The following is a 25205-nucleotide window of genomic DNA, read 5'->3' as shown; positions in this document are numbered from 1 at the left end:
ATGTGTGCAAGTGTACGGGCCGACGCCGCTGGTCGGCGGCAGCTCGCAGACATCAGCCGGTCGGGTCGATGGTGGTGAGTCGCTGGGTGGCCCGGGAGAGCGCCACGTACAGCGTGCGTACCCCGGCACCCGGATCCGCCCGGATCTCGCTCGGGGCGACCAGCACCACACCGTCGTACTCCATGCCCTTGGCCTCCAGGCTGGTCACCACCTGCAACCTCGGCGCGCCGAGCGCGCCGAGCCAGCCGGCGACCTCGTCGCGGCGGGGGACCGGCGTGATCACCCCGACCGTGCCCTCCACCTCGGCCAGCAGCCCGGCGGCCGCCTCCACGGTCGCGGTCTCCAACCCGGTCGGGGGCACCACCAGCTCGACCGGCTCGACCCCGGTGGAGCGGACGGCGGTCGGCAGCGGCAGGTCGGGGTAGAGCCGCCGGATCTCCGCCGCCGCCACCGCGAAGATCTCCGCCGAGTTGCGGTAGTTGGTGGTGAGCGTGAAATCGTGGCGCTTGCGCCGGCCCAGCGCGTGGTCGCGGGCCCGGGTCAGCTCCTCCGGGTCGCCGGTCCACGCGGTCTGCGCGGGGTCGCCCACCACGGTCCAGGAGGCCAGCCGACCACGTCGACCGATCATCCGCCACTGCATCGGCGAGACGTCCTGCGCCTCGTCCACCACCACGTGCGCGTACTCCCGGTAGTCCTCCGGGCGCTCCCGGGCCGCCGCGCGGGCGGCCCGCTGGCGGTCGCCGAGGGTGCTCAGCTCACGGACGCCGCCCGCGAGCTGGAACGGGTCGCGTCGCGCGCGGGCCGGCTGCACGGGCTTACCGAGCAGCGCGTCCAACTCGTCGAGCAGCGCCACGTCGGCGATGGTCAGCCCGGCCGAGTCCAGGTTGCGGTACGCGGCGTTGAGCAGCCGGATCTCCGCCGAGGAGAGGATTCCTCCGGCGTACCGGCGCAGCCGGTCCGGCTGGGCCAACCAGCCGAGCACGTGCCGGGGGTGCAGCCGAGGCCACCACGCCTTGAGGAACTCCCGGAACTCCGACCGCTCGGCGATCTCCGCCTCGAAGGCCGGCTGCTCCGGCAGTCGACCGGGGGCCACCTCGCGGGCCTGCGCCCACAGCGCGGCGAACACCCCGTCGAAACCGGCCCGCCGGACCTCGTTGCGCCGCGCGCCGCGGTGCAGCGCGCGGTCGCGGATGCGGTCCAGCGCGGCCCGATCCAGCCGCAGCAACGTGCCCCGGTAGAGCAGCCGCAGCTCACCCGGACCGCCCGGCACCGCGTCGCGGGCCGCCCGCTCCAGCACCCGACGCATCCGCAGCGAGCCCTTCACCGCCGCCACCTCCGGCGGGTCGGTGCGGGTGGCGGTCATCCCCGGAAAGAGCGTGCCCAGCGAGTGCAGGGTCGCGGTGTCCTCGCCGAGCGACGGCAGCACCGAACCGATGTACTCCACGAAGACCGCCGACGGGCCGACCACCAGGATGCCGCCGCCCGCGTAGCGGCTGCGGTCGGAGTAGAGCAGGAAGGCGGCCCGGTGCAGGGCGACCGCGGTCTTGCCGGTGCCGGGCCCGCCCGCGACGATCGTCACCCCGGAGCCGGGCGAGCGGATCGCCTCGTCCTGCTCCCGTTGGATGGTCGCCACGATGTCCCGCATGCCCCGGCCGGTGGCCTTGGACAGGGTGGCCAGCAACGCGCCGTCGCCGACGACCGTCATCCCCTCCGGGGCGGCGGCCGGGTCCAGCAGGTCGTCCTCGATCCGGGTGACCCGCTCGGCGCGGGACTGGATCGTGCGGCGCCGCACCACGTCCAGCGGCTGCGCCGGGGTGGCCTGGTAGAAGGCGGCGGCGGCCGGCGCGCGCCAGTCGACGACCAGCGTGCTGGCGTCCTCGTCGCGGATCCCGAGCCGGCCCACGTGCAGCACCTGACGGTCGCGCAGATCGAGCCGCCCGAAGACCAGCCCCTCGTGCTCGGCGTCCAGGGTGTGCCGTCGTTGCGCCGCGTGGAAGACCATCGCGTCACGCTCGACCAGCGCACCGAAGGTGCCCACCCGGGCCATCCGGTAGCCGTCACGCTCGGCGCGGACGGCCGACCGTCGCAGTTCGGCCAGTCGGGCGTACACCCGGTCGAGGTGTCGTTGCTCGACGGCGATCTCCTGCTCCAGGCCGGTCTGGTCGGTCAACGCACGCTCCTTCGAGGGTCGCCGGCAGGCGGCGGGAACCGCGCGGGCCAACCGCAGAAGGGTACGGCCCCGGGCCCGACCCGCCGCGCCCGAGGTGCGGGAACGTGCTCAGGCACTCGTCCCGGCCGGGGCGGCGCCCCGCTGCGCCGGCGGTGATTCGGCGAGCACCCGCCGCAGTACGCCGGTGAGCGCGGCGTTGACCTCCTCCGGGCGCTCCATCATCAACATGTGCCCGGCACCCGGGCAGACGGTCAGCTCGGTGGCCGGCAGGGCCGCCGCGATCGACTCGGCGCACGGCGGTGGGGTCAGCCGGTCCCGGTCGCCGACCAGTGCGGCGGCCGGCAGGTGGGCCAACGCGGCCAGGGTGTCCAGTCGGTGCTGGGTGCCGATGGAGGCGCGGAACCCGCCGATCGAGCGCAGCGAGGCACGCGCCACCGCGGACGTCACCAGTCGGATGTCCGCCGGATCGCAACGGTCACCGAAGAGCATCCACCGGATGCTGGGTCGCAGCGCGGTCAGCAGCGCGCGGGGAGCCCGCCACGAGCCGCACCGGGCCAGCACGCCCGCTCCGGTCGTCTCGGCCAGCCGGATCAACCGGGCGATCCGCGGCGAGAGCCCGTAGACGGTGTGCGTGTGCCCCTCGGCGGTGGTCGAGACGAAGACCAGTCCGGCGGTACGAGCGGCGAAATGGGTGGGGTGGCGGTGGGCGTACTCCATGATCGTCATGCCGCCCATCGAGTGCCCGACCAGCACCACCGGGCCGGTCGGCGCGACGGCGTCGAGCACCGCGGCCAGGTCGTCGCCCAGCTGGGCCAGGGTGGCCGTGGGCAACGCCATGCAACTGGACCGGCCGTGGCCACGCGCGTCGTAGGCGACCACCCGCACCGCCCCGCCGAACGTCGCGGTGAGCCCGTCGACCTGGCGGTGCCAGGCGCGCCGATCCAGTGTCCAGCCGTGCAGCAGGATGGCGGTGACCTGGGCGTCCGTCGGACCCGTCATCTCGACGTCGAGCCGTACGCCGTCCGGCAGACTCACCTCGAACCGCTCCGGCATCGCCACCTCCCCAGGGCCGCTCCGCACCACCAGCACCGGGATACCCGGCGGTAACACCGGCTACCCGCCATGACACCACGCCAATCGCCCCGTGGCGAACATTCCCGACCGCGCCCGTGCGCATCGGCGGCGGGCCAAGCTGAACGACATGGGGTCGTCGGGATTGCCCATGGGCGGGACGTCGGGGCAGGGACGCCAGGCCGGCGGTACGCCCCGCGCCGCGCTCGCCGATCTGCTCGCCGGCAATCGGCGGTTCGTCAGCGGCCAGCCGATCCACGGGCACGACGTCACGGCCGCCGCGGCGGCGGCCTCCGGGGACCAGCAGCCGTACGCCGTGGTGCTCGGCTGCATCGACTCCCGGGTGCCGTTGGAGGCGATCTTCGACCAGACCTTCGGTGCGATCTGCGTGATCCGTACCGGGGGGCACGTGCTCGATCGCGCGGTCTGCGGCTCGATCGAGTACGTGGTCGGTCAGCTCGGCGTACCCCTGGTGATGGTCCTCGGCCACGAGCGGTGCGGCGCGGTCGGCGCCACGGTGGACGCGCTGCGCGCCGGGGAGCGCCCCGGGGGGTCGCTGGCGCACCTGGTCGACGAGATCGCCCCGGCGGTGATCGAGGCGGGGCTCGACGATCCGGCGGTGCAAGCGCTGGCGATCCGGCGGCACGTCCGGCGTACGGTGCGCATCCTGCGCGAGGACGACCTGCTGGCCGGGCCGGTGGCCACCGGCCGGGTGGGCGTGGTCGGCGGCCTCTACGACCTGGCCACCGGCGAGGTCGCCCTGCTCGATCCGGGGTGAAGCCCTGTTCGATCCGGGGTGAAGCCCTGTTCGATCCGGGGTGAACCAGCCGTGGACGCGCGAAACCGCCCGTCGGGAAGTCCCGGCGGGCGGTTTCGGCTGATGCGGTGGGGGAGAGCTCAGCCCTCGAAGACGCCGGCCGCGACCAGGCGCTTCTCGGTGGCCTCCCAGCCGTCGCCCGGGTGGCTGGCGGCCAGGTTGTTGATCTCCGCCCGGATCTTGGCGGCGTGGCCGGCGGCGGCCAGCACGCGGATCTCCTCGACGAAGGCGTCGGAGTCCGTGCGCAGGTGCGCGGTCTTGCCGTTGGTCAGGTTCCGCACGTAGGCGTGCTTGCCGCCGTTGAGCGGGATGAGGTACTTGAACTCGCCCAGCACGCTGAGGGCGCCACCCTGGCCAGCCTGGCCGGCCCGGACGGACGCGCGCGCGGTCTTAGAGGTGTTGCTCGCCACGGAGGTACTCCTTGCAAGACGTACGGGAGGACTGGACGTCCGGGGGCTGTGTGCGGGTCGTACGTGACTCGGCCCGCGAAGGTGTAACGCGGCAGAAGCCGCCGGTGGAACTGTACAGGACCACGACATCATGCTGGTCGTCGCGGTGTCCTGAGAGGCAACGGCGACCACCCGTCCGGCTATTCCACCCGGCGTTTTTTCCGATTCCCTGGCGCACCACGCGTCACAGGAGTCATCATGTGTTGCAGCAACCACCTGGGTGGACGAGGTCGTAGGGGAAGACGCACCTCGCTCTCCGGGAGGTCACCGTGCCAACGCGTGGCGTCGTATACGTCCACTCGACCCCGCTCGCCGTGTGCTCGCACGTCGAGTGGGCGATCGCGCGCGTCCTAGCCGCGCCGGTCAACCTGCAGTGGACGGCTCAGCCCGTCGACCCCGGCGCACGTCGGGCCGAGTGCGGGTGGACCGGTCGTCCGGGGACGGGCGCCGAGCTGGCTGCTGCCCTACGGCAGTGGCCCATGATCCGTTTCGAGGTCACCGAGGAGCCGAGTTCCGGTGCCGACGGTGAGCGCTTCATGTACGTGCCGGCCCGTGGCCTGTTCCGGGCCACCGTCGGCGTGGCCGGCGACATCCAGCTCGGCGAGGACCGGCTACGGGCACTGATGGCGGCCTCGCGGGCCCCGGAGGCGCTGGCGCACGCCCTCGACAAGGCGCTCGGCACGGCGTGGGACGCTGATCTCGAGCCGTACCGCTACGCCGGCGACGGTGCTCCGGTGACCTTGCTCACCCGGGTCGGCTGACCCGACCGCCGGCGAGGCGGGCGACGTGCACGCGCGCCGCCGGTGGAGCGTGCGGGCGGTAAGGTCAAGTTGCCCCGATAAGGTGGAACTGGTGGGATAGGCGGCGTGTCGAATCGCCCGTGGCGCGCCCGTGTCGCTGTCGCCGCCCTGACCGCCCTGCTCGTCTCCGGCTGCTCGGGCGGCTCGCCCCGTCCCGCCCCGACGCCCAGCGCGACCGCCCCGTCCGCCGACCCGAGCGTCCCCGCCGCGCCGCCGGCCGGCGACCCCGCCGGCCGTGCCGCCGCGCTGGTGGCCACGCTGTCCGACGAGGACCTGGTGGGCCAGGTGCTGATGCCGTACGCCTACGGCGACTCGGCGACCAAGGTCTCCGCCGGCTCGGCGGCCGGTAACCAGGCCCTCGCCGGGGTCGACACCCCGGCCGAGATGATCGCCAAGTACCGGCTGGGCGGCCTGATCCTGGTCGGCTTCAGCGCCGACGACCCGACCAAGGGCAACCAGGAGACCACGAACGTCGACAACCCCGAGCAGGTGCACGAGCTCACCACCGGGCTGCGTACCGCCGCCGGCCGGCTCGCCGCCGGTCCCGCGCCGTTGCTGATCGGCACCGACCAGGAGTACGGGGTCGTCACCCGCGTGACCGACGGGGTCACCGTGCTGCCCAGCGCCCTCGCGGCGGGCGCGGCCGGTGACCCGAAGCTCACCGAGGCCGCCTGGCGGGCCGCCGGCACCGAGCTGGCCGCGATGGGGATCAACATCGACTTCGCCCCGGTGGCCGACGTGCTGGCCACCCGCAGCACCGTGATCGGCTCCCGGTCCTACGGCGCCGACCCGAAGCAGGCCGCCGCGCAGGTGGGTGGGGCCGTCCGTGGCCTCCAGGCGGTCGGCGTCGCGGCCACCCTGAAGCACTTCCCCGGGCACGGCCACAGCGCCGACGACTCGCACCAGGACCTGCCGGTGCTCACCCAGTCCGTCGCGGCGTTGCAGAGCGGCGCGTGGCCGCCGTTCACCGCCGGGATGGAGGCCGGCGCGATGGCGGTGATGTCCGGTCACCTGGACGCGCGCGCGATCGACCCGGGGACCCCGGCGACGTTCTCGCACAAGCTGCTCACCGACGTGCTGCGCGGCCAGCTCGGCTTCAAGGGCGTGGTGATCACCGACGGGATGAACATGCCGCCCGCGAAGCGCTGGGCTCCCGGCGAGGCGGCCGTCCGGGCGCTCAACGCCGGTAACGACCTCATCCTGATGACCCCGAACGTCGGTCAGGCGTACGACGGGCTGCTCGCCGCGCTGCGCGGCGGGTCGCTGCCCCGAACCCGGCTGGTCGAGGCGGTCACCCGGGTGCTGACCATGAAGTTCCGGCTCGCCGAACTGCCGGCGGCGCAGATGTCCACGCTCGACACCCCGGCGCACCGGGCTGCGGCCGACGCGCTGGCCGCCGCCGCCGTCACCGTGCTGCGGGGCACCTGCGGGGCAGCGGTACGGACGCCGGTGACCGTCACCTCGTCCGGCGGTCGGGACGGCACCCGGGCCGCGCTCACCGCCGCGTTGACCGCCGCCGGGGTGCCGGTCAAGCCCAGCGGCGGCACGATCGTGCACCTGGTGGGCTACGGCGACGGCGCCAAGGACCTGCGCCCCGACGCGGCGGTCACGGTCGCCATGGACACCCCGTACGTGCTGGCCGACGCCAAGTCACCGACGCTGCTGGCCACGTACTCCTCCAGCCGGGCGTCGATGACCGCCCTGGCCGCCGTGCTCGCCGGGAAGGCCCGGCCGGACGGCCGGTCCCCGGTGGCGGTGCCCGGCCTGCCGGCGACGACCTGTCCCCGCAGCTGACCGCGCCCGGGGCTCGCCGGCCTCCCCGACCCGGCACGCGCGCCCCGGAAATCCGGTCGCCCGCACCCGGCCGGTCTGCCAACCTCGCCCCATGGGAGTGGCAGAAGGATTCCGGCACGTGCGGCGGGCGGACGGCACGGTGGTGATCACCCACCACGGGCGGGTGGCCGGCACGCTGCGCGGCGCTCGGGCCGCCGAGTTCCTCGCCGAGGTCGACGACGACCCGCAGCTGGTGATGGCCCGCTGGACCGGCAACTACCGGCACGGCAACGAACGCACCGCGAAGCAGCACCCGCGCAACCGGGCCTGAAACGAGCAGGGCCCTCCTCGATGAGGAGGGCCCTGCTGGCGTCAAGCGGGATCGTGCGGGTCTTCGCCCACCCTCACGGCCGGGTGAAGACGAGAGCCACGTTGTGACCGCCGAAGCCGAACGCGTTGTTCAACGCGGCCGGGATCTCCATGTGGCGGGCCTTGTGCGCGGCGACATCCAGGGTGAGGCCGGGCTCCGGGTCGTCGAGGTTGATCGTCGGAGGGACGACACTGTCGCGGATCGCCAGGATGGTGGCGATCGACTCCAGCGCGCCGGCCGCACCGAGCAGGTGACCCGTCATCGACTTCGTCGCGGACAGCACCGGGTGGTCGCCGAGGGCCTTGTGCAGCCCGCCGATCTCCAGCATGTCCCCGACCGGGGTCGAGGTGGCGTGCGCGTTGACGTGCACGATGTCCTGCTTGGCCACGTCCGCGTCGGCGATCGCCTTGGCGATGGCCCGGATGGCGCCCTCGCCCTCGGCGTGCGGCTGCACGATGTCGTACGCGTCGGAGGTGATGCCGGCGCCGGCGAGGCGCGCGTACACCCGGGCGCCCCGGGCTGCGGCGTGCTCGGCCCGCTCCAGCACCAGGATGCCGGCGCCCTCACCGAGGACGAACCCGTCCCGGGCCCGGTCCCACGGGCGGGAGGCCCGCTCCGGGTCGTCGTTGCGGGTCGACATGGCCCGCATCGAGCTGAAACCGGCGATCGGCAGCGCGTGGATGACCGCCTCGGTGCCACCGGCAACGACCACGTCGGCCCGGCCGGAACGGATGATGTCCAGACCGAGGGCGATCGCCTCGGCACCGGTGGCGCAGGCGCTGGCCACCGAGTGCACGCCGGCCTTCGCGCCCACCTCCAGCCCCACCCAGGCGGCGGGACCGTTCGGCATCAGCATCGGAATGGTGTGCGGGGACACCCGCCGCGGCCCCGACGCCTCCAGGATGTCGTCCTGGGCGAGCAGGGTGGTGGCACCGCCGATGCCGGAGCCGACGCTGACGGCCAACCGCTCCCCGTCGAGGTCGGAGCCGGCGAGGCCGGCGTCCGCCCAGGCCTGCTGCGCCGCGATGAGCGCGATCGCCTCGGAGCGGTCCAGGCGGCGCAGGCGGACCCGGTCCAGCACCTCGGACGGCTCCACGGCCAGCTGGGCCGCGATCCGGACCGGCAGTTGCTCGGCCCACTCCTGGGTGAGGGCACTCACCCCGGAGCGGCCGGCGAGCATGGCGTCCCAGGTCGACGCGACGTCCCCGCCAAGCGGGGTCGTCGCGCCGAGCCCGGTGACGACGACGTCGGGACGACTCATGATCAGGACTGCGCCGCGATGTAGCTGACAGCGTCACCGACGGTCTTGAGGTTCTGCACCTCGTTGTCCGGGATCTTGACGCCGAACTTCTCCTCGGCGGCCACCACGACCTCGACCATGGAGAGCGAGTCGACGTCGAGGTCGTCGGTGAAGGACTTCCCCTCGGCCACGTCGTCCGGGTTCACCCCGGCAACCTCTTCGAGGATCTCGGCGAGGCCGGTGGTGATCTCGTCACGGGTCATTGCGGTTGGTTCCTTTCATCGGGGTTCTCCGGCGGACGGCGTCGCCGACCGCCACTCCTCGACGCGTACGCGCCCGAGGGGGTCATCAGGGGCAGCGGACGACCTGACCGGCGTAGGTCAGGCCACCGCCGAAGCCGAACAGCAGCACCGGCGCGCCCGAGGGCACCTCCCGGCGCTCGACCAGCTTGGACAGGGCCAGCGGCACGCTCGCCGCGGAGGTGTTGCCGGACTCGACGATGTCCTTCGCGATGATCGCGTCGGGGATGTTGAGCCGCTTGGCGATGCCGTCGATGATCCGGGCGTTGGCCTGGTGCGGCACGAACGCCGCCAGCTCCGACGGGTCGACCCCGGCCCGCTCGCAGGCCTGTAGCGCGAGCGGCGCCAGCGCGGTGGTGGCCCAGCGGAACACCGCCTGCCCCTCCTGCTGGATGTACGGGCGCCAGCCCTCGATGCGGACCGCGTCGCTCTTGTCCGGCACCGAACCCCAGACCACCGGGCCGATCCCGGCCGGCTCGTCGTCGGCGGTGGCGGAGACCACTGCGGCGCCCGCCCCGTCGGCGAAGATGATGCAGGTCGAGCGGTCGGTCCAGTCGGTGAAGTCGGACAGCTTCTCCGCGCCGATGACGATCGCGTTGCGCGACGCCCCGGCCCGAATGGCGTGGTCGACGGTGCCCAGCGCGTACGCGAAGCCCGAGCAGGCGGTGTTGAGGTCGTACGCGCCGGGAGCGGTGATGCCCAGCTTGGCGGCGACCCGGCAGGCCACGTTGGGGCTGCGGTCGATGGAGGAGCAGGTGGCGACCACGACCAGGTCGATGTCGGCGGCGGTCAGGCCCGAGTTGGCAAGCGCCTTGTCGGCGGCGGCGGCGGCCATGTCGGCCACCGTCTCGCTGTCGGCGATCCGCCGGCTGACGATGCCGACCCGGTCGCGGATCCACTCGTCGTTGGTGTCGACGAGCTGGGCGATGTCGTCGTTGGTCACCACCCGGGAGGGCTGGTAGTGCCCCATCGAGACGATGCGACTGCCAGTCATGAACGACCTCCGATGCGGGCGATCAGGTCCCGTGCGGCCGGCAGGTCGTCCGGGGTGTTCAGGGTGACGATCTCCGGGGCGCCGTCGCCCTTGAGCTCTCGCTTGATAAGCCCGGCGAGGGAGCCGGCCGGCGGCAGCTCGATCACGCCGGTGACCCCGAGGTCGGCCAGCGTGCGCATGCACAGGTCCCAGCGCACCGGGGCGGTGACCTGACGGACGAGGCGCTGCACCATGGCCGGGCCGTTGTCGACGGCGGTGCCGTCCAGGTTCGACAGTAGGGTTCGGGCCGGGTCGGCGGGGGTGATCTGCGCGGCCGCCGCGGCGAGCGCGGTCTCGGCCGGAGCCATGTACGGGGTGTGGAACGCGCCGGCCACCTTCAGTCGGACGACCCGGGCCCGGGTGGGCGGCGCGGCGGCGAGCTTGTCGAGGCCGGGCAGGGCGCCCGCGGCGACGATCTGCCCGGCGCCGTTGCGGTTGGCCGCGTACAGGTCGTTGGCCTCGATCGCGGCGATCACCTCGTCGGGGTCACCGCCGAGCACCGCGGCCATTCCGGTCGGCTCCAGCGCGCACGCCGCGGCCATCTCCCGGCCGCGTACGCCGGCCAGGGTGATCGCGGCGTCGGCCGACAGCACACCGGCCACGGCGGCGGCACCCAGCTCGCCCACGCTGTGCCCGACCGCGAGCGCGACGCCGTCCAGGGGCAGCTGCTCGGCCGCGAGCAACGCCGCGGCGACCAGCAACGGCTGGGTGCGGGCGGTGTCCTTGATCTCGTCGGCATCGGCGTCGGTGCCCAGGTGCAGCAGGTCGACCCCGGCCAGCGCCGACCACTCGCGCAGTCGCGCCGCAGTGCCGGTCAGGTCGAGCCAGGGGGTCAGGAAGCCGGGTTTCTGAGAACCCTGGCCGGGACTAAGTACGGCGAGCACCCCTATGACTCTCCCGGATAAAGGCGGGTAACGCTGTGCCGCCTTCGACCAAACCGCACTAGGGCCTTTGGAGGTTTCCTACAAAGATCGGCGGGGATCATCCTCGGTTTGGGGGGATTTCCGGCTGCCCGGGGTCATTGTCTGAGTCGGGACCTGCGAGGCGAGCGGGACAACCGGATCCAACCGACCCACGGTCAGCGCCACCTGAAGGGCGAACGCGTCGCGCGGAGACAGCGGCGAGAACCCGGTCACCTCGGCGATCCGACGCAAACGGTAACGCACCGTGTTCGGGTGCACGAACAGTGCCCGAGCCGCGCTCTCCAGCGTGCCACCGGCGGCCAGGAAGGCGTCCAGGGTCGCCAGCAGTTCGCCGCCCGCGCGCACCAGCGTCGCGTACACATCGTGACGCAGCCGGCGACGGGCCTCCGCGTCGCCGGCGAGGGCCCGCTCCGGCAACAGGTCCGCGGCCGGCACCGGCCGGGGCGCGCTGGGCCAGGCCGGCGCGGCCCGAAAGCCGGACAGGGCCGCGCGCGCCGACTCGGTGGCCTCGTCCAGGCTCGGTACGGCCGGACCGACCACCACCGGGCCGTCGCCGAACGCGCTGAGCAGCTTCGCGGTGGCGGTCAACGGGTCCGGTGCGCCACCCAACACGATCACCAGCCGGTCGCCGTGGACGCCGCCGATCACCTCCACACCGATCCGGCGGGCCTGTCGGTAGACCACGTGCAGCACCGCGGAGACCTCCCCACCGGGTGATCGACCGACCGCCACCGCCACCGGCGGCGCGTCCGCCCAGCCGAGCGCGGCGGCCCGACTGGCCAGGACGTCCGGCGAGTCACCCCGCAACAGCGCGTCCACCAGCAGCGCCTGCAACCGGGCGTCCCAGGCGCCGCGCGACTCGGCGGCCCGCGCGTACACCCGGGCGGCGGAGAACGCGATCTCCCGGGAGAAGCGCAGCACCGCCTCGCGTAGCTGCTGCTCCTCGCCCTCGGCGGCCAGGTGCGACACCTGCTCCTCGACCACGTCGATCGTCACCTTGATCAACGCCACGGTCTGCTGAAGGGTGATCGAGCGAGCCAGCGCCTGCGGGGCGGCGGCGAAGACCTCGTCCGAGACCTCCTGGGTGCTGTCCGCCGTGCCACCGCCGTCGCGCAACCACTGCACCAGCGACCGGGCGCCCGCCTGGGCGACCAGCATCACCCACGAGCGCTGATCGGCCGGCAGTGCCCGGAACCAGGGCAGAGTCTCGTCCATCCGGGCCACGCTGGAGGTGGCCAACGCCCCCGCCGATCGTTCGATCCGGCGCAGCGTGGCCGACAGCTCTCCACCGCCTGGCGTGCTCACCGCCCTAGCCTGACACGTCGTGAGCAGGCCATCCACGTCGGCACCGGTCAGCGCGGCGGGCCCGGCGGCGCTTGGCGGCGCTTGGCGGCAGCTGCGGCGCGTTTGGCGGCAGCGGCGGCGCCTTGCAGCGGCGGCGCCTGGCGGCACCGGTGGGCCCGGGTCACGGCTGCGGGGGAGTGGGCAGGCCCAACTCCTGGGCCAGGATCGCGGCCTGCACCCGGTTGCGCAGGCCCAGCTTCGCGAGGATCCGACTCACGTGGGTCTTGGTGGTGCTCTCCGCCAGCACCAGCCGATCCGCGATCTGCTGATTGGACAGGCCCAGCCCGAGGCAGGCCAACACGTCCCGCTCGCGCGGGGTGAGGGTGCCCAGCGCGGCCCGGGTGTCCGCCGAGGCGCCCGGCGCGGTGGCCGCGAACGCGGTGATCAACCGGCGGGTCACCGCGGGGGCGATGAACCCGTCGCCCCGCGCCACCGTACGCACCGCGCTCACCAGACCGTCCGCGTCGGTGTCCTTGAGCAGGAACCCGGCCGCCCCGGCCCGCAGCGCCCCGAAGACATACTCGTCGAGGTCGAAGGTGGTGAGCACCAGCACGTCGGCGAGCCCGTCGGTGACGATCGCCCGGGTCGCGGAGATCCCGTCCCGGCGGGGCATCCGTACGTCCAGCACCGCCACGTCCGGGCGCAACTCCCGACACAGTCGGACCGCCTCGTCGCCGTCGGCCGCCTCGCCGACCACCTCGACGTCCGGTGAGCCGTTCAGGATCAGGGCCAGTCCGGCGCGTACCGCCGGTTGGTCGTCGGCGAGCAGCACCCGGACCGACGCCGCGCCCGCGTCGCCCGCTGCCCAGCGCGGCCCGGTCACCCGCCCTCCCCGGTGGGTAGGGCGGCCCGCACCTGCCACCGGCCGTCGCGCGGCCCGGCGGTGAACCGGCCGGCCAGCAGGGTGGCCCGCTCCCGCATCCCGATCAGCCCGGCCCCGGCGCCCGGCAACCCGGCCTCGCCCCGACGCACCGGATTCTCCACCGTCAGCACGACCTCGGCCGGCCGGTACGCGATCGTCAGCTCCGCCTCACCCGTGCCGTGCTTCAACGCGTTGGTCAGCGACTCCTGCACGATCCGGTACGCGGCGAGGTCCACCCCCACCGGCAGCGTGCCCGGCGTGCCATCGGTCCGGACCCTGACCGCGAGGCCGGCCGCCCGGATTCGCTCGACCAGCCCGTCCGCCTCGGCGAGGCGCGCGGTGACCACCTCCGCACCGACCGACCCGCCGCCGGGTCCGGGCTCGCGCAGCACCTCGATCATCTGGCGCATCTCCGCCAGGCCCTGCACGCTGCTCTCCCGGATCACCCGCAACGCCGACTCCACCTGACCGCGATCCAACCCGGGTACGGAGAGCACGGCGGTGGCGTGGATGGCCACCGCGCTGAGATGGTTCGCGACCACGTCGTGCAGCTCGCGGGCCATCCGGGCCCGTTCGGCGCTGACCGCCTGCCGGCGGTCCAACTCGACCAGCCGGGCGGTCTGCTCGGCCCGCGCCCGCTCGGCGGCGGCCTGGTCGCGGTACTGCCGGACACTGATGCCGGTCAGGACCGGCAGCAGCCCGACGAGCACCACCAGGACCCCGAGCGCCGCACCGCGCCACTGGCCGTACCCGAGCACGCCGACGACCGCCCCGATCAGGCTCAGCGCGATGGTGACCCGCAGCAGCCACCGCCACAGCCGGGGCGGGCCGTACACGCAGGCGTCGTAGAGCACCTGCGTGTAGACCAGCACCGTGCCCAACGAACTGCCCAGCACCGTGTCGACCACAAGCGCGCCCGTCCCCACGGCCAGGCTGGCGCGCGGTGCGACCCGCCGCAGGCCGACGGCGACGCAGACCGCCACCAGCGGCGGCAGGAACAACGCCGACGGCACCTGCGCGCCCGGACGGGCCTGTGGCTGCCAACCCAGGGCGTACAGCACCAGGCCGCCGGCCAGCGACGCACCGGCGAGCACGAGGTCACGGCCGAAGGTGCCGGAGTCGAGCCACGGTGGCGGACGCATGACCCGATCCCACCACAGCCGTCGCCCGCCCAACTCCGACCGGGGACGGACCTCTCCGGCACCGACATGCGCCGAAAGAGGTACCGCACTGTCGACCACCGCCGGTGCGCCCCGCGAATGAACGGTGCGGAAAGAAGCTGTGAACTGCGCAACCAGGTCCCACACTCGGCGGCGTCCGGCGGAACCGGCCGGCCCGGACCCCGGGTACGCTGCGCGCGGCCCGTCGGTCCCGGCCAGTACGGTGACAGGGCACGTCGGGGGACACCCGCGGGTGAGGCGAGCGTGAGGAGACCGGGGATGGCGCACGGGGAGGCCGAGCACGGCTGCGCCCAGGGCGAGCCCTGTCGGCCGGGGCACCACGACCCGCAGCCGGCAACCGGCAAGCACCGCCGGTCGGTCGGCGGCGCGCCCGCACACCCGATGGAGCCGCTCGCCGGGCGGGCCGACGACGAGCCCGTGTTGCCCCGGCAGCGTTCCAACGAGCCCGCCGGCCTCGCCGAGCCCGACACTGACGTTCCGGGTGGTTGCCTCAGCGAACTTCCCGGCTGGGCCGGGGCGCACCGGCACGGCCCGGTCCGGCCACGTCCGCGAGCCACCCGCAGGGAACGCCCACCGCGCCGCTGGTGCTGAACCTCACCACCATCGGGCGGCGGTTCAGCGTGTGCGGCGGCGGTTCAGCTCGCGCGGTGCAGCTCCGCGTGTGCGGCGCGGTTCAGCGCGCGCGGTGCAGCTCCGCGTGTGCGGCGCGGTTCAGCTCGCGCGGTGCAGCTCCGCGTGTGCGGCGCGGTTCAGCTCGCGCGGTGCAGCTCCGCGTGTGCGGCGCGGTTCAGCGCGTGCGGCGGCGGATCAGCAGGGCGATCCCGGCGAGGCCGACCGTGATGGTCACCATCACGCCGACGTTGAGCAACAGTAGGCGTTGCAGGTCGCCGAGCGCCTCGTCGAGGTCCTTCGCCGGGTCGAGCGTGTCCTCCGGGAGCACCCGCTCGCCGCCGCCGACACCACCGCTGACCGTGTCGAACTGCCGCTCCAGCGGCACACCGGCGGTGCGCAGCGTCTCGGACATGTTGAGCCGACCCAGGAACCACCCGGCGGTGGTCTTGCGGCCGTCCGGCTGCTTCGCCGGCCGGTAGACCCGGGGGCCGCCGACCGCCCTGGGGTAGAGGTCGTACGTCTGCTTCGCCGTCTCCCCCGAGAGCACCACGACCGTGTACTTCGGACCGAGGTCGGCCGCCTTCGGGCCGGCCGGCATGCCGGTGCGGGCGAGGAAGTTGATCTGGTCGATGACCGCGCCCACGAGGGCGGGCTCCGTGTCCGCGTGCATCCGCAGCGGCGCGGACAGGCCCACGCCGGTGATGTCCACTCCGGCGGGTGCCGGCGGCTTCGGCGCCGCCGAGGCCGAGCCGGCGGTGCCGAGCGACAGCAGCGCCGCCGCCAGCGTGCCCGCCAACACGGCGGCCAACCGCCTCATGTGTCGGACCATCCCGCCTCCTCGCCCCGTTCGATGGATGGCTTCGTCGTGACGTCTGGACCGAGCTGCCGGTGCGGCACCGACCGGATGGTCGCACCCACTCCTACAGACTCCGCAGAACATCGATGAGTTGCAGCTTTCGGAACAGTAATTGGAACTATCTGCGATCTCTGCTCGACTAATGAGGAGCCGTTTGATCAGCGGGCGGATCGTACCCTTACGGAGGGGTTCATGGGGGGCAGGGTTACACGTACGGTGCGGGTCGTGCCAGTGGTGCTCGGCGTGGCGTTCGGTGTGTCGTTTTTGGTGCCACCGACACCGGCTGCCGCTCACAACGAGCTGACCGGGAGCAACCCGCGCGACGGCGCCCGCGTGGCGACGGCACCGGCCCGGATCGAGCTTCGGTTCCTCGCCAAGCCGTCGCCGGCGACGACGAAGATCACAATAACCGGACCGGACAATGTGGTCGCTGGGGGCCCACCGGTTTTCGACGGCAGTCGCGTGCGGGTGCCGTTCAAGCCGGCCGCCGCGGGTCTCTACATCGTTGGCTACCAGCTCGCGTCCAACGACGGGCATCCGGTGAAGGGCGAGGTGCGGTTCACGATGACCACCGGCACCGCAGCCGACCCGTCCGCCTCTCCGTCGACCGCTGCTCCCATTGCTCCGTCGGCCGGGTCGCCCTCGGCTGGCGCACCCTCTGCCGGGCCGGTGTCGGCCAGCCCCGGCAGCTCGACGGCGTCCACGGTGCCGGCGGCGTCGGAGCAGTCCGACTCCGGCGGTCGCTGGTGGCTCTGGGCGCTGGGCGGCCTGGTGGTGCTAGTCGCCCTAACCGCCGGCCTGCTGTTCCGCCGCCGGCGCCGCCGCGTCTAGTCGATCATGGAGTTGTGGTGGGTGACAAATCCCCCGGCAGGCGCCAGATCGGGCACCACAACTCCATGATCGACGGGGCGGTGGGGTGACGGGGCGGTGGGGCGGCGGGGCGGGGGTGGGGGTTAGACCAGGCGCAGGCGGGCCGCGCGGATTCGGGTCAGGGTGCGCTCGCGGCCGAGGACCTCCAGCGACTCGAACAGCGGTAGACCCACGGTGCGCCCGGTGACGGCGACCCGTACCGGTGCCTGCGTCTTGCCGAGCTTGAGGCCCCGCTCGGCGCCGACCGCCTCCAGCGTCGACTTCAGCGACTCGGCATCCCAGGACTCCAGCGCCTCGAACGCCGCGACGGCGTCGTCAAGCAACTCGGCGGAGCCGTCCTTCATGGTCTTGGTCCAGGCTGCCTCGTCGATCAGCGGTGTGGCCAGGAAGAGGAAGTCGACGTTCGGCACGATCTCGCTGAGCAGCGCGATCCGCGTCTGGGCCAGCGGCGCCACGGCGGCGAACGCCTCCGCGTCGAACTCCTCCGGCTGCCACGGCGGCGGCGCGATGGTCCCGGTGCCGGTCAGCCACGGCTGACAGGCGTCGATGAACTCGGCCACCGGCAGCGCGCGAATGTACTCACCGTTGAAGGCGCGCAGCTTCTTCTCGTCGAAGAACGCCGGGGAGGGGTTGACCTCGTCCAGCCGGAACTCGTCCTCGATCACCGACCAGGGAACGATCTCGCGGTCGCCGGAGGGGGCCCAGCCGAGCAGCATGAGGTAGTTGCGCATCGCCCCGGCGAGGTAGCCCTCCTCGCGGTACGCCTCCAGGGCGACCTTGTCCCGTCGCTTGGAGAGCTTCTGCCGCTTCTCGTTGACCACCACCGGCACGTGCGCCCAGACCGGCGGCTTGACCCCGAGGGCGTCCCAGAGCAGCTGCTGCTTGGGCGTGTTGGGCAGGTGCTCCTCGGCCCGGATCACGTGGGTGATCCCCATGGTCATGTCGTCGACGACGTTGGCCAGCAGGAAGACCGGCGAGCCGTCGCCCCGGGCGATGACGAAGTCCTCGATGAGCCTGTTCTCGAAGGTGGGCTCGCCACGGATCAGGTCGACCACCACGGTCGCGCCCTCGTCCGGGGTGCGGAAGCGCAGCGCGTGCCCCGGGCCCGGGCCGAGGCCACGGTCGCGGTGGTAGCCGTCGTAGCCCTGGTACTGGGAGCCGGTGCGGGCCTGCACGTCCTCGCGGGTGCAGTCGCAGTAGTAGGCGCGGCCCGACTCGTACAGGCGGGCGGCGGCGGCCCGGTGCTCGCCAGCGTTCTCGGACTGGAAGTACGGGCCCTCGTAGCTGCCCCGGGAGATGCCGATCCAGTCCAGCGCGGAGAGGATGCCCTCGGTCCACTCGGGCTTGTTGCGCGCCGCGTCGGTGTCCTCGATGCGCAGCACGAACACCCCGCCCTGCTGCTTGGCGTAGATCCAGTTCTGCAGCGCCGAGCGGGCGCCGCCGACGTGGAACATACCGGTCGGGGAGGGGGCGAAGCGCACACGTACTGTCACGTCCCCCAGCCTACGGCGCTGCGCGACTGCTTTCCGCCACGCCCCCCAGGGCGTGTGTCAAGCCCCGGGCCGGCCGGTGACGGGCCCGGACGACGCCCGGCTCACGCGACCGAGCGGATCTTGACGACCAGGGCGCTGCCGACCAGGGTGACCACGGCGGTGACCGCGTAGAGCGTGGGATAGCCGCCCAGGTGCACCACGAGCGGGGCGGAGAGCGCGGGGCCGAGCACCTGCGGCGCCGAGTTGGCGATGTTGATGACGCCCAGGTCCTTGGCCCGGTCGGTGGCCCGGGGCAGCACCTCGGTGATCAACGCGGCGTCCACCGAGAGGTAGACGCCGTAGCCGGCGCCGAGCAGCAGCGCCGCCACGATGGCCATCGGCCAGACCGGCGCGACGGCGAGCAGCAGCGCCGCCACCGCCATGGTCAACCCGGAGGCGATCACGTAGACCTTGCGGCGGCCGGAGCGGTCCGACAGGCGTCCGGCGATCACCGCGGTCAGCATCATCCCGAGCGTGTAGAGCAGGATCAGCACCAGCAGCCCAGCTTCGGGGTCGGGGTAACGCACCCCGTCGCTGAGGAAGTACAGCAGGTAGAGGGTGCCCAGCGCGTTGCCCAACTGGACCAGGAACCGGGTGATCCAGGCCCAGGCGAAGTCCGGGTGTCGACGGGGGCTAATCCACATCGAGGCCAGCAGCGCCCGGGTCCGGAGCACCGGCCGGTGCGTACGCGGCAGCGGTTCGTCGGGCGTGAGCAGCGCGAACGGCAGCGACAGCAGCAGGATCGCCACGGCGATGGCCAGATAGCCCGCGCCGTTGCCGGTGACCACGGCGGTGACCAGCACCGCGCCGAGCACCAACCCGAGCGACTGCGGGATGCCCACCCAACCCGAAACCGCTCCGCGTTGGCGCACCGGAACGCGGTCCGGGATGGCGGCGGTGAGGCTGGCCAGCATCGCGTTGAAGCAGACCTGCGCGGCGACCCAGCCGAGGGCGACCCCGAGGATGGTCCGTTGCTGGGCCAGCAGCAGCAGGGCCACCGCGCCGAGCACCGCCCCACCCGCCGTCCAGACGTGCCGACGACCGAGTTCCCGGCCGGCGATCCGCAGGCAGGTCCGGTCGGAGAGCGCGCCCGCGAGCGGGTTGGCCAGCACCGCCGCCAGCGCACCGAGGCCGGTGACCACGGCCAGCATGTTCTCCTTGTCGCCGGGCGCGATCTGCTCGATCTGCTGCGGCAGCAGCACCTGGATCGGCGTGAAGAACGCCATCCAGACGCCGAGGTTGGCGGCGAAGATCAGACCGATCCAGCCGCGCCGCACCGGCACCGTCGGCTCGGCGAGCGCCGCCGGCAGCGAGGTCGGGGTCGGGTCGAGGGTGGTCACCGCGCCGACCCCGGCCGGCTGGCCGCGATCACGTCCCGCAACCAGGTGTACGACGACTTCGGCGTCCGGGTCTGGGTGGCGTAGTCGACGTGCACCAGACCGAAGCGCTTGGTGAACCCCTCGGCCCACTCCCAGTTGTCCAGCAGCGACCAGACGAAGTACCCGCGGACGTCGACGCCGTCGTCGATGGCGTCCCGGACGGCCCGCAGGTGCCCGTCGAGGTACCCGATCCGCTCCGGGTCGGCCACCTGCCCGTCCGCTCCCGGCGCGTCGTCGTACGCGCAGCCGCCCTCGGTGATCTCGATGGGCGGCAGCGCGTCGCCGTAGGTGTCGCGTAGCCAGCCGAGCAGTTCGCGTAGCCCGTCGGGGGCCACCGGCCAGTCGAAGGCGGTACGCGGGTAGCCGTCGAGCGGCACGAGGTCGAACGGCAGGGGTGAGTCCGCGTCGGCGGCGCGTACCCCGGTGGGGTTGTAGTAGTTGACCCCGAGCACGTCGATCGGTGCGGCGATGGTGTCGAGGTCGCCGGGGTGGATGACGCTTCCGTCGAAGCCGGGCAGCTCCGGGTAGCCGCGGCCGAGCAGCGGGTCGGTGAAGAGCCGGTTGTGCAAAGCCTGGTACGCCGCCCCGGCGGCACGGTCGGCGTCGCGGTCACCGAGCACCCGCACGGGGGAGTAGTTGTTGGCGATCGCCACCGGGCTGGCGGTGCGGGCCCGTAGCGCGCTGACCGCGAGCCCGTGCCCGAGTAGTTGGTGGTGGGCGACCGGAAAGGCGTCGAACAGCAGCGCCCGGCCGGGGGCGTGCACGCCCATCCCGTACCCGAGGCTCATCTGGATGAACGGCTCGTTGAGGGTGATCCAGAGCCGGACCCGGTCGCCGAGGCGGGCGCCGGTCAGGTCGGCGTATTCGGCGAACCGGGCGGCGGTGTCGCGGTGCAGCCAGCCGCCGGCGTCTTCGAGGGGTTGCGGCAGGTCCCAGTGGTAGAGGGTGGCCACCGGGTCGACGCCGACGGCCAACAACTCGTCCACCAGGCGGTCGTAGAAGTCCAGGCCGGCTGCGTTGGCCGGGCCGGCACCGGTGGGTTGGATCCGGGACCAGGCGATGGAGAACCGGTACGCGGAGACGCCGAGCCCGGCCAGCAGCGCGACGTCCTCGGTGTGCCGGTGGTAGTGGTCGCAGGCCACCTCGCCGGTGCTGCCGTCACTGATCCGCCCGGGAGAGCGCGCGAAGGTGTCCCAGATGGACGGACCGCGCCCGTCGGCGGTGCTGGCGCCCTCGATCTGGTGCGCCGAGGTGGAGACACCCCAGCGGAAGCCGGTGGGGAACCGGGGCATCGGTGCGGTCGACATGCGCCCTCCCGATCAACGTGAAATGTGTTCGGGACTTTAAAGCGCTCTCGGTGAATGCGCCATAGGCCGCCCCGGGGTAATCCGCAATGGTTGATCGGCGTGTCTTTTTCCGAACCCGTCCGGGTAAGTCCGATTTAGCGCATAGAGTGCCGATATCGTGGGATGTCCTCACCGGAGGAAAGACGGAAATGATCCTCGTGGAACGCAGTGCGCACGTGGCGGCGCCAATTGAAGTGGTCTGGGATGTCGTGCAGCGGGCCGAGCAGTTGCCGGCCTGGCTGGCCGGGGTCCGCGCGGCCGAAGTGCTCTCGGGAGAGGGCTTCGGCCGGCGACAACTGGTCCAGGCGGGGCGCGGCTCGGCGCATGAGGCCGAGGTGATCGCCTACCAGGAGCCGACGCTGATCGGCTGGCGGGAACGGGCCAGGGGCGCCGGTGCTCGTGCGGAGGCGCGCACCGAGATCTACGTCCAACTCACCGGAGACGAGGAGGAGGGCGGGACCATCGTGCGACTCATCGTGGTCCGCTGGCCGGCCGGTCCGGTCAAGGCCGCCCTGCTGCGCCTCGGATTGCGTCGGGTTGGCGCCGACCTGGAGGACTCGCTGGCCCGGCTCACCGACCTGGCCGCCGTCGGCTGACGAGCGCCCATCCTCCCGGCGTCACCCGCGACGGCGGTGGTCCGGGTCCCCGCCAGGGCCCCGGAACCACCGCCGCTCCGTACACCGAGAAGGGCCCGGCGCGGGTGCGCCGGGCCCTTCCTTCGGTCGTACCGGGTCTAGCTGTCGCCGCCGGTCTCGCCGACCGGGGCGGCGTTGACGTCGTCGATCGCGTACTTCTTGGCGGCCTCGGCCGGCACCGTGGCCGGGACCGCGCCGCTGCGGGCGAGCTGCCGCAGCGTGGCCACCACGATCGACTCGGCGTCGACGTGGAAGTGCCGACGCAGCGCGTGCCGGGTGTCCGACATGCCGAAGCCGTCGGTGCCGAGCGACGTGTAGTCGCCGGGCACCCAGCGGGCGATCAGATCCGGCACCGCGCGCATGAAGTCGCTGACCGCGATCTTCGGCCCGTCCGCGTCGGCCAGCTTCCGCTGGATGTACGGGACCTTCGCCTCGGCGCCCGGGTTGAGGAGGTTGTACTCCTCGGTCTCCACCGCGTCGCGACGCAGCTCGGTCCAGGAGGTCACCGACCAGACGTCGGCACCCACCCCCCAGTCCTGGGCGAGCAGCTGCTGGGCCTTGAGCGCCCACTGCATGCCGGTGCCCGACGCGAGCAGGTTGGCCTTCGGGCCGTCGACCTGCGGTGCCGGCGCGTAGCGGTAGATGCCCTTGAGTAGGCCCTCCACGTCCACGTCGGCCGGCTCGGCCGGCTGGAGCGTCGGCTCGTTGTAGACCGTCAGGTAGTAGAAGACGTTCTCCTGCGCGTCCCCGTACATCCGGTGCAGACCCTGCTCCAGGATGTGCGCGATCTCGTACGCGAACGCCGGGTCGTACGCGACCACCGCCGGGTTGGTGGCGGCGATCAGCAGCGAGTGCCCGTCCTCGTGCTGGAGACCCTCACCGTTGAGCGTGGTCCGACCCGCGGTGGCGCCGAGCAGGAAGCCCCGGGCCATCTGGTCGGCCGCTGCCCACAGCCCGTCGGCGGTCCGCTGGAACCCGAACATCGAGTAGAAGATGTACATCGGGATCATCGGCTCGTCGTGGGTGGCGTACGCCGAGCCGGCCGCGGTGAACGAGGCCACCGAACCGGCCTCGTTGATCCCCTCGTGCAGGATCTGCCCGGTCGTCGACTCCTTGTACGACAGGAACAGCTCGCGGTCGACCGAGGTGTAGCGCTGGCCGTGCGGCGAGTAGATCTTCGCGGTCGGGAAGATCGAGTCGAGACCGAAGGTGCGGGCCTCGTCCGGGATGATCGGCACCCAGCGCTTGCCGAACTCCTTGTCCTTCATCACGTCCTTGAGCAGACGGACGAAGGCCTGCGTGGTGGCGACCTTCTGCTTGCCCGAGCCGCGCTTGATGTCGGCGAACCGCTCCGGGCCGGGGATGGCCAGCCGCTTCGTGCTGGTCCGCCGGGACGGCAGGTACCCGCCGAGCTGCTCGCGCCGCTCCTTCAGGTACGCCAGCTCCTCGGACTTCTCGCCCGGGTGGTAGTACGGCGGCAGGTAGGGGTTGTCCTCCAGCGCCGAGTCGGGGATGTCCAGGTAGAGCCGGTCGCGGAAGGTCTTCAGGTCCTCCAGCGTCAACTTCTTCATCTGGTGGGTCGCGTTGCGGCCCTCGAAGTGCGAGCCGAGCGTCCAGCCCTTGATCGTCTTCGCCAGGATGACGGTGGGCTGACCGGTGTGCTCGGTGGCCGCCTTGTAGGCCGCGTAGAGCTTGCGGTAGTCGTGCCCACCCCGCTTGAGGTTCCAGATCTCGTCGTCGCTGAGCGGTTCGACCATCTTGCGGGTCCGTGCGTCACGGCCGAAGAAGTGCTCCCGCACGTACGCGCCGGACTCCGCCTTGTAGGTCTGGTAGTCGCCGTCGGTCGTGGTGTTCATCAGGTTGACCAGCGCGCCGTCGGTGTCCGCGGCGAGCAGCGGGTCCCACTCGCGACCCCAGACGACCTTGATGACGTTCCAGCCGGCGCCCCGGAAGAACGCCTCCAGCTCCTGCATGACCTTGCCGTTGCCCCGGACCGGGCCGTCCAGCCGCTGCAGGTTGCAGTTGATCACGAAGGTGAGGTTGTCCAGCTCCTCGCGGGCGGCCACGCCGATGGCGCCGAGCGTCTCCGGCTCGTCCATCTCGCCGTCGCCGAGGAACGCCCACACGTGCTGCTGGGAGGTGTCCTTGATGCCCCGGTGCTGGAGGTACCGGTTGAACCGGGCCTGGTAGATCGCGTTCAGACCGCCGAGGCCCATCGAGACGGTGGGGAACTCCCAGAAGTCCGGCATCAGCCGAGGGTGCGGGTACGAGGGCAGCCCACCGCCGGGGTGCGACAGCTCCTGGCGGAAGCCGTCGAGCTGGTGCTCGCTGAGTCGCCCCTCCAGGAACGCCCGCGCGTACATGCCGGGGGAGGCGTGGCCCTGGTAGAAGATCTGGTCGCCACCGCCCGGGTGGTTCTTGCCCCGGAAGAAGTGGTTGAAGCCCACCTCGTAGAGCGACGCCGAGCTGGCGAAGGTGGAGATGTGCCCGCCGACGCCGATCTCCGGGCGCTGCGCCCGGTGCACCAGCATCGCGGCGTTCCACCGGACGTACGCCCGGATCCGCCGCTCGACGTGCTCGTCACCTGGGAACCAGGGCTCGCGCTCGGACGGGATGGTGTTGATGTAATCGGTGGTGGTCAGGGGCGGAACCCCGACCTGGCGCTCACGGGCCCGCTCCAGCAGGCGCAGCATGACGTAGCGGGCGCGTTTGGCACCGCGTTCGTCGATGACACCGTCAAGCGACTCGACCCATTCGCTGGTCTCTTCAGGGTCGATGTCCGGAAGCTGGCTCGGTAGGCCGTCGCTGATCACCGGGCGCTTGCGTTCCGTAGCCACAGGCGTTCCCTCGGTTGTGTGTGGGATAGGTCTCTAGCGTCATCCTGCCCCCTGGTGGCACCCGTCGTCACGTCTAGGTCCCCCCGACGCGATGCTGAACACAGGTACTCGCCGGTAACTTAGCGCGACGACCGCAGGAAATCTGAGCGGTTTGCCCGGGACTTCCACCGCCACCACCATGAACGGAGGACATGTCGCGGTCGCCGCGAGCATGCTCGTTGGCGGGTCGCGAGCCTGGTCGCCGGCGTGGTCGCCGTCACCTCGGCCGACTCCGGTGGCGGCTGGCCGGGCGGCGGCGACTCCGGTGGTGGCGGCAGCCACCGACCACTCCCTGCGGCAGAATGCGACGTATGCGCAGCGACGTGATCACCGTCCAGACCGGGTCGAGGCCGACCGTCCGGGACATCACCGCGGAGGCCCAGGCATTCGTCGCCAGCGAGGGCGACGGCCTGCTGCACGTCTTCGTGCCGCACGCCACCGCCGGCCTGGCGATCATCGAGACCGGCTCCGGCTCGGACGACGACCTGCTCACCGCCGTCGACGCGCTGCTGCCCACCGACGACCGCTGGCGGCACCGGCACGGCTCGCGCGGGCACGGCCGCGACCACGTGCTGCCGGCGTTCGTCCCGCCGTACGCCACACTCCCGGTGCTCGGCGGCCGGCTGGCGCTCGGCACCTGGCAGTCGATCTGCCTCGTCGACACCAACGGCGACAACCCGACCCGCCAGGTCCGGTTCTCCTTCCTCCCCGGCTGACAGCCGCGCTGGCGCCGCCCCGCGTCACGACCCGCGCGGCGTCCCCGCAAC

23 protein-coding genes are annotated in these 25205 nt (G+C 72.6%); 8 read left to right on the top strand and 15 right to left on the bottom strand.

Annotation, left to right across the window (positions count from 1 at the left end):
• Positions 1 to 52: 52 nt before the first annotated feature.
• A complete protein-coding gene (locus AB0J33_RS23280; protein ID WP_363616121.1) occupies positions 53 to 2170 on the bottom strand; it encodes an AAA family ATPase in 2118 nt (705 codons plus the stop codon).
• A 108-nt stretch (positions 2171 to 2278) separates the two neighbouring features.
• Entirely contained in the window at positions 2279 to 3223 is a 945-nt protein-coding gene (locus AB0J33_RS23275) for an alpha/beta hydrolase (protein WP_363616120.1), read from the bottom strand.
• A gap of 169 nt (positions 3224 to 3392) precedes the next feature.
• Between AB0J33_RS23275 and AB0J33_RS23270 the strand changes: the two genes are divergently transcribed.
• Positions 3393 to 4019: a carbonic anhydrase gene (locus tag AB0J33_RS23270; RefSeq protein ID WP_363616119.1), complete on the top strand. Its 627-nt coding sequence runs from the start codon at positions 3393 to 3395 to the stop codon at positions 4017 to 4019.
• A 119-nt stretch (positions 4020 to 4138) separates the two neighbouring features.
• On the opposite strand, the gene AB0J33_RS23265 is transcribed toward AB0J33_RS23270, so the two are convergent.
• A complete protein-coding gene (locus tag AB0J33_RS23265) occupies positions 4139 to 4468 on the bottom strand; it encodes a hypothetical protein (protein WP_279519077.1) in 330 nt (109 codons plus the stop codon).
• A 308-nt stretch (positions 4469 to 4776) separates the two neighbouring features.
• On the opposite strand from AB0J33_RS23265, the gene AB0J33_RS23260 reads away from it, so the two are divergent.
• The 3 genes from AB0J33_RS23260 (at position 4777) to AB0J33_RS23250 (ending at position 7411) form a co-directional block, all read left to right on the top strand.
• Complete coding sequence (locus tag AB0J33_RS23260) at positions 4777 to 5268, top strand: DUF3145 domain-containing protein (RefSeq protein WP_363616118.1); 492 nt, start codon at positions 4777 to 4779, stop codon at positions 5266 to 5268.
• Between the two features lie 105 nt (positions 5269 to 5373).
• Entirely contained in the window at positions 5374 to 7101 is a 1728-nt protein-coding gene (locus tag AB0J33_RS23255) for a glycoside hydrolase family 3 N-terminal domain-containing protein (RefSeq protein WP_363616117.1), read from the top strand.
• 91 nt (positions 7102 to 7192) lie between these two features.
• The gene (locus AB0J33_RS23250; protein WP_363616116.1) at positions 7193 to 7411 is read left to right on the top strand and encodes a hypothetical protein; all 219 of its coding nucleotides are present in this window, start codon (positions 7193 to 7195) and stop codon (positions 7409 to 7411) included.
• A gap of 73 nt (positions 7412 to 7484) precedes the next feature.
• On the opposite strand, the gene fabF is transcribed toward AB0J33_RS23250, so the two are convergent.
• The 7 genes from fabF to AB0J33_RS23215 form a co-directional block, all read right to left on the bottom strand.
• Positions 7485 to 8711: a beta-ketoacyl-ACP synthase II gene (gene fabF, locus AB0J33_RS23245; protein WP_363616115.1), complete on the bottom strand. Its 1227-nt coding sequence runs from the start codon at positions 8709 to 8711 to the stop codon at positions 7485 to 7487.
• A gap of 2 nt (positions 8712 to 8713) precedes the next feature.
• The gene (locus tag AB0J33_RS23240; RefSeq protein WP_030330276.1) at positions 8714 to 8953 is read right to left on the bottom strand and encodes an acyl carrier protein; all 240 of its coding nucleotides are present in this window, start codon (positions 8951 to 8953) and stop codon (positions 8714 to 8716) included.
• A gap of 85 nt (positions 8954 to 9038) precedes the next feature.
• A complete protein-coding gene (locus tag AB0J33_RS23235; protein ID WP_363616114.1) occupies positions 9039 to 9983 on the bottom strand; it encodes a beta-ketoacyl-ACP synthase III in 945 nt (314 codons plus the stop codon).
• Positions 9980 to 10906 carry an ACP S-malonyltransferase gene (locus AB0J33_RS23230; RefSeq protein ID WP_363616113.1) on the bottom strand — a complete coding sequence of 309 codons (927 nt, stop codon included), beginning with the start codon at positions 10904 to 10906 and terminating at the stop codon, positions 9980 to 9982. The genes AB0J33_RS23235 and AB0J33_RS23230 overlap by 4 nt, the downstream gene beginning before the upstream one ends.
• Before the next feature lie 78 nt (positions 10907 to 10984).
• Positions 10985 to 12286, bottom strand: coding sequence for a helix-turn-helix domain-containing protein (locus AB0J33_RS23225; protein WP_363616112.1), 1302 nt, complete (start codon positions 12284 to 12286; stop codon positions 10985 to 10987).
• A gap of 124 nt (positions 12287 to 12410) precedes the next feature.
• Positions 12411 to 13112, bottom strand: coding sequence for a response regulator transcription factor (locus tag AB0J33_RS23220; protein ID WP_363616111.1), 702 nt, complete (start codon positions 13110 to 13112; stop codon positions 12411 to 12413).
• Complete coding sequence (locus AB0J33_RS23215) at positions 13109 to 14293, bottom strand: histidine kinase (protein WP_363616110.1); 1185 nt, start codon at positions 14291 to 14293, stop codon at positions 13109 to 13111. The genes AB0J33_RS23220 and AB0J33_RS23215 overlap by 4 nt, the downstream gene beginning before the upstream one ends.
• A gap of 297 nt (positions 14294 to 14590) precedes the next feature.
• On the opposite strand from AB0J33_RS23215, the gene AB0J33_RS23210 reads away from it, so the two are divergent.
• Positions 14591 to 14923 carry a hypothetical protein gene (locus tag AB0J33_RS23210; RefSeq protein WP_363616109.1) on the top strand — a complete coding sequence of 111 codons (333 nt, stop codon included), beginning with the start codon at positions 14591 to 14593 and terminating at the stop codon, positions 14921 to 14923.
• A 196-nt stretch (positions 14924 to 15119) separates the two neighbouring features.
• Here the strand turns inward: AB0J33_RS23210 and AB0J33_RS23205 are convergent, their stop codons facing one another.
• Positions 15120 to 15773 carry a hypothetical protein gene (locus tag AB0J33_RS23205; protein ID WP_363616108.1) on the bottom strand — a complete coding sequence of 218 codons (654 nt, stop codon included), beginning with the start codon at positions 15771 to 15773 and terminating at the stop codon, positions 15120 to 15122.
• A gap of 252 nt (positions 15774 to 16025) precedes the next feature.
• Here AB0J33_RS23205 and AB0J33_RS23200 point away from each other — a divergent pair, with 252 nt between their 5' ends.
• Positions 16026 to 16631, top strand: a complete 606-nt coding sequence (locus AB0J33_RS23200) for a copper resistance protein CopC (protein WP_363616107.1) — start codon at positions 16026 to 16028, stop codon at positions 16629 to 16631.
• Between the two features lie 122 nt (positions 16632 to 16753).
• Here AB0J33_RS23200 and gltX read toward each other — a convergent pair whose 3' ends face one another.
• From gltX to AB0J33_RS23185, 3 genes are all read right to left on the bottom strand, one after another.
• Positions 16754 to 18163: a glutamate--tRNA ligase gene (gltX, locus tag AB0J33_RS23195; RefSeq protein WP_363616106.1), complete on the bottom strand. Its 1410-nt coding sequence runs from the start codon at positions 18161 to 18163 to the stop codon at positions 16754 to 16756.
• A 101-nt stretch (positions 18164 to 18264) separates the two neighbouring features.
• Positions 18265 to 19542: an MFS transporter gene (locus tag AB0J33_RS23190; protein ID WP_363616105.1), complete on the bottom strand. Its 1278-nt coding sequence runs from the start codon at positions 19540 to 19542 to the stop codon at positions 18265 to 18267.
• Positions 19539 to 20888, bottom strand: a complete 1350-nt coding sequence (locus AB0J33_RS23185; RefSeq protein ID WP_363616104.1) for a GH1 family beta-glucosidase — start codon at positions 20886 to 20888, stop codon at positions 19539 to 19541. Before AB0J33_RS23185 ends, AB0J33_RS23190 begins: the two co-directional genes overlap by 4 nt.
• Positions 20889 to 21076: 188 nt before the next feature.
• Here AB0J33_RS23185 and AB0J33_RS23180 point away from each other — a divergent pair, with 188 nt between their 5' ends.
• Complete coding sequence (locus tag AB0J33_RS23180) at positions 21077 to 21523, top strand: SRPBCC family protein (RefSeq protein ID WP_363616103.1); 447 nt, start codon at positions 21077 to 21079, stop codon at positions 21521 to 21523.
• A 137-nt stretch (positions 21524 to 21660) separates the two neighbouring features.
• Here the strand turns inward: AB0J33_RS23180 and aceE are convergent, their stop codons facing one another.
• Positions 21661 to 24399: a pyruvate dehydrogenase (acetyl-transferring), homodimeric type gene (gene aceE, locus AB0J33_RS23175; protein WP_363616102.1), complete on the bottom strand. Its 2739-nt coding sequence runs from the start codon at positions 24397 to 24399 to the stop codon at positions 21661 to 21663.
• A gap of 350 nt (positions 24400 to 24749) precedes the next feature.
• Here aceE and AB0J33_RS23170 point away from each other — a divergent pair, with 350 nt between their 5' ends.
• Entirely contained in the window at positions 24750 to 25154 is a 405-nt protein-coding gene (locus tag AB0J33_RS23170) for a YjbQ family protein (protein ID WP_363616101.1), read from the top strand.
• The last annotated feature ends 51 nt before the right edge of the window (positions 25155 to 25205 follow it).

The organism is Micromonospora sp. NPDC049645, assembly GCF_040675155.1.
GTDB lineage: Bacteria > Actinomycetota > Actinomycetes > Mycobacteriales > Micromonosporaceae > Micromonospora.
This window is presented reverse-complemented; position numbering and strand designations above follow the sequence as displayed.